Source organism: uncultured Neisseria sp., assembly GCF_951230505.1.
Taxonomy (GTDB): domain Bacteria; phylum Pseudomonadota; class Gammaproteobacteria; order Burkholderiales; family Neisseriaceae; genus Neisseria.
Window position 1 is genome coordinate 1 of sequence record NZ_CATNVN010000164.1, and the last position, 4,013, is coordinate 4,013.

Below are 4,013 nucleotides of genomic sequence, written 5' to 3' on the forward strand. Positions count from 1 at the left end.
TTCTACTTAACAAACTTCGACCAACCAGCCGTGTTTATCTTCTGTCAAACCGTATTGAATGTCCGTAATTGCCTTACGGATTGCATAACCGCGCTCTTGGCTCTTCACTTCGATTTCTTTGCCGTCAATCACAAAAGAAGTTACCGGAGAAATAACCGCAGCCGTACCGGTCAGAATCGCTTCCGCACCATTCTCAATCGCAGTTTTCAGCTCGTCGACAGTAAAGTTGCGCTCGGTAACGGTGTAGCCCAAATCTTTAGCAACAGTCAGTACGGAATCTCGGGTAACGCCGTGCAAGAATTCATCGGTCAACGGTTTGGTAATGATTTCATCGCCGTTAATCAGGATAAAGTTAGACGCGCCGGTTTCCTGAACATCGCCATTCGGGCAGAACAGTACTTGGTTTGCACCGTGCTCTGCTTTGGCTTTCAATACCCATGGCATGGCGGAAGCGTAGTTGCCGCCGCATTTCACACGACCCATGTGCGGGGCGCAACGGATGTGTTCGGTTTCCACCAAGATTTTAACGGGCGAACCGGCTTTGAAATAGTCGCCGACAGGAGAAGCCAAAATGTACAGCAAGGCTGTTTCGGAAGGAGAACCGGCTTTGCCGATCACAGGGTCGGTACCGATCAAAGTCGGACGCAGGTACAAAGCGGCAGGCGCATCAGGGATTTCCTCGGCGGAGCGTTTGACCAATTCGATCAAAGCATTCAAATAAGCTTCCGTTTCAGGACGCGGCAGGTGCAGAATATCTGCGCTTTGCTGCATACGCGCGATGTTAGCGGTCGGGCGGAACATCACGATTTTGCCGTTTGCCTGACGGAATGCCTTCAAACCTTCAAAACATTCGCTGCCGTAATGCAAAGCATGTGCGCCGGGGGCGAGTGTCAGGTCTTTGGAAGATTGCCATTCTACCGGTTGCCATTTACCTTCACGATAAGCGATAACGGGCATTTCAGCGTGGAAAACGCTGCCGAATACGGCTGGGACTGGTCTGCTCATGATGATTGCCTTTCTTATTCTGATTTGTAAGATAATAACTAAAGACTGAACAATACGCCTTTCAATATGGGTTTGACAAGTACCCGTCAGCATTAAAGATACCCTTCCCATGCCGTCTGAAATATGCCGTCCTATCCGAAATCCGGCAAATCGTTTAAACTGATACCATTTTTCAGACGGCCTGCCCCAACCGCGGCCCACCCGGAGCAACCCATGAAACTCATCTCTACCATCATCAAAATCCTGATTCTTCTTGTTTTCCTCCTGCTGGCCATCACCAATACCCACACCGTATCCTTCTTCTACCTGCCCGGCCAAAACGTCAATCTGCCACTGATTGTCGTGCTTTTCGGTGCCTTTATTATCGGCATCGTGTTCGGTATGTTTGCCCTCTTCGGCCGTCTGCTGACCCTGCGCAGCGAAAACAACCGCCTGCGTGCCGAAGTGAAAAAATACGCCCACCTTTCCGAAAAAGACCTGACTCCGGTCAAAACCGAAACACCGGCAACGGCTTCCGACACCGCTCCCAAAGCGTAACGCCACCAATCAATAAAGGAATACCATGGACAACGAATTATGGGTCATCTTACTGCCCATCGTCCTCCTCCCCGTTTTCTTCGCCATGGGCTGGTTTGCCGCGCGCGTCGATATGAAGACCGTCCTGAAACAGGCCAAAAGCATACCGGCCGGCTTTTACAAAAGCCTTGATGCCCTCGTTGACCGCAACAGCGGCCGCGCCGCGCGCGAATTGGCAGAAGTCATCGACCAGCAGCCGCAGTCATACGATTTGAACCTGACCTTAGGCAAGCTCTACCGCCAACGCGGCGAAAACGACAAAGCCATCAATATGCACCGCGCCCTGCTCGATTCGCCCGACACCGTCAACGAAAAACGCGCACGCGTGCTTTTTGAATTGGCGCAAAACTACCAAAGCGCAGGTTTGGTGGACCGTGCCGAACAAATCTTCCTTGGTTTGCAGGAAGGCGATATGGCACGCGAAGCCCGCCAACACCTTTTGAGCATCTACCAACAAGACCGCGACTGGGAAAAAGCCATCGAAATGGCGCAACTCTTGAGCCATGACGAACAGACCTACCAGTTTGAAATCGCCCAGTTCTATTGCGAAATCGCCCAAGCCGCGCTGTTCAAATCCAACTTCGATGCCGCCCGCTACAACATCGGCAAAGCACTCGAAGCCAACAAAAAATGTACGCGCGCCAACATCATCCTCGGCGACATCGAATACCGTCAGGGCAATTTCCCTGCCGCAGTGGAAGCGTATTCCGCCATCGAGCAGCAAAACCACGCCTATTTGAGCATGGTCGGCGAGAAACTCTATGAAGCCTATGCCGCGCAAGGCAAACAGGAAGAAGGCCTCAATCGCCTTATCGGCTATATGCAAACCTTCCCCGATCTTGACCTGATCAACGTCATTTACGAGAAGGCTCTGCTGCTCAAAGGCGAAACCGAAGCGGCGCAAATCGCTGTCGAACTTGTCCGCCAAAAACCCGACCTCAACGGCGTGTACCGCCTGCTTGGATTGAAACTCAGCAGTATGAATCCGGAGTGGAAAGCCGACACTGATATGATTCGTTCCATTATCGGCCGCCAGCTGCAAAAAAGCGTCATGTACCGCTGCCGCAACTGCCACTTCAAATCTCAAGTCTTCTTCTGGCACTGCCCTGCCTGCAATAAATGGCAAACCTTTACGCCGAATAAAATCGAGATTTGATCAAGCGTTAAATATCAAAAAAGGCCGTCTGAAATCTTTTCAGGCGGCCTTTTTATTACAAAGCAAAATATCAAAGCGGTTCAAAACATGGCTGTACACACCAGCAATGTTTGCTCAACAACGCTGCTCTGCCCATACCAACGCCGCTACAATCTGAGCCTCAATATCGGCATTAAACTCGCCGGCACGATACGCATCGCGCAATTCCGTGCGACGGGTTTCATCTGCCGCAATTTGGTTTAACACCACTTGCGGAAACTCGTTAAACACAGGCCCGGCTTCTTCATGCCCCATCAAAAACAGCGCAGGGATTTTTTGATTGGCGCGGACGATTTCCTGTTGGCGCGGATTATCGAAACGGCTGCTGTCGTCGAAATCGCTGCGGGCAATATAGTTGATGCGGATACGGGGGTTCAACTCCGCCATTTTTTGAATAAACGGCACAAACACGCGGCAATCTGGACAATATGGCGCAGCGGCAAGCAGCCAGTGTTGCGGACGGCTGATCTTTTTGACCTCCGCTGCCGTTTGCGCCGACAGCTCGGTCGCCTGATAGAGCTGCTGCTGTTTCAATTTGTCTTCTTCGGTATCAAAATCCAAATATTCTGCATAAGTAGCCATGCTTTACTCCTGTTCTGTTGTATTGGTTTTACCTGCCACGCCGGTCAAAAGCGGAACAAGCAGATTGACGATGAGGTTTTCAAATAGCGGCTCATCAAGAGGCGATTCATCCGAATGGCCAAACACCAGCTTCACTTCAGTATATTCTTTCTGCCCTTTGCTCATTTTATTGCTGTTAAAACCCTTATAGGCTTCTCTCAAGGCAGCATCCCAATCCTCTTTCTTGCTGTACTCCTCCGCAGCGGCAAGGCTGGTTTTGGCAAAAAACGGCAAGGGGGTATTTTGTCCGATTCGGAAATATACCAACCATTCTTTCAAAAGTGCCCTCGCGGCCTCTTGCCCGATGGCGGCATAGGTTTCGGTCTTTCCCAGGCTGACAATATAGGTTTGTCGGCTTTCAACGGATTTAGGGGCGATGGCGCAAAAAATCAAATGCTCCAACAAACGGGCAATGCGGTTGGGCGCATTGTCTTTTTGGTTTTGGAACACAATGCGGCCGCATTCGTAAAGATTGCTGATGGTGCCTTGTAAAACCAAGTCGTCAAAGGATTCTTCATAAGGTTCAGACGGCCTTTTGTTACTGCGTATCAACTCGGCATCCACGTTTTTCGCAGATATCTGATACTGCTTCTGCCACAAACCGCCCAACTCGCCT

At 50.7% G+C, this 4,013-nt stretch carries 4 protein-coding genes and 1 pseudogene; 2 read left to right on the top strand and 3 right to left on the bottom strand.

The window, feature by feature from the left end; genetic code table 11:
• Nucleotides 1-6: 6 nt before the first annotated feature.
• Entirely contained in the window at nt 7-1,005 is a 999-nt protein-coding gene (gene ilvE, locus Q1M25_RS08655; protein ID WP_036493516.1) for a branched-chain-amino-acid transaminase, read from the bottom strand.
• A gap of 213 nt (nt 1,006-1,218) precedes the next feature.
• Here ilvE and Q1M25_RS08660 point away from each other — a divergent pair, with 213 nt between their 5' ends.
• Both Q1M25_RS08660 and lapB read left to right on the top strand, forming a co-directional pair.
• The gene (locus Q1M25_RS08660) at nt 1,219-1,542 is read left to right on the top strand and encodes a lipopolysaccharide assembly LapA domain-containing protein (RefSeq protein WP_300483878.1); all 324 of its coding nucleotides are present in this window, start codon (nt 1,219-1,221) and stop codon (nt 1,540-1,542) included.
• A gap of 25 nt (nt 1,543-1,567) precedes the next feature.
• Nucleotides 1,568-2,737 carry a lipopolysaccharide assembly protein LapB gene (lapB, locus tag Q1M25_RS08665; protein ID WP_003684462.1) on the top strand — a complete coding sequence of 390 codons (1,170 nt, stop codon included), beginning with the start codon at nt 1,568-1,570 and terminating at the stop codon, nt 2,735-2,737.
• Between the two features lie 114 nt (nt 2,738-2,851).
• On the opposite strand, the gene Q1M25_RS08670 is transcribed toward lapB, so the two are convergent.
• Complete coding sequence (locus Q1M25_RS08670) at nt 2,852-3,358, bottom strand: thioredoxin family protein (protein WP_300483880.1); 507 nt, start codon at nt 3,356-3,358, stop codon at nt 2,852-2,854.
• A 3-nt stretch (nt 3,359-3,361) separates the two neighbouring features.
• Nucleotides 3,362-4,013, bottom strand: a pseudogene (locus Q1M25_RS08675) (exodeoxyribonuclease V subunit gamma); the annotation flags it as partial.

Coding starts and splice junctions, on each gene's coding strand:
- Q1M25_RS08660 (WP_300483878.1), top strand. CDS start 1,219: ATGAAACTCATCTCTACCATCATCAAAATCCTGATTCTTCTTGTTTTC.
- lapB (WP_003684462.1), top strand. CDS start 1,568: ATGGACAACGAATTATGGGTCATCTTACTGCCCATCGTCCTCCTCCCC.
- ilvE (WP_036493516.1), bottom strand. CDS start 1,005: ATGAGCAGACCAGTCCCAGCCGTATTCGGCAGCGTTTTCCACGCTGAA.
- Q1M25_RS08670 (WP_300483880.1), bottom strand. CDS start 3,358: ATGGCTACTTATGCAGAATATTTGGATTTTGATACCGAAGAAGACAAA.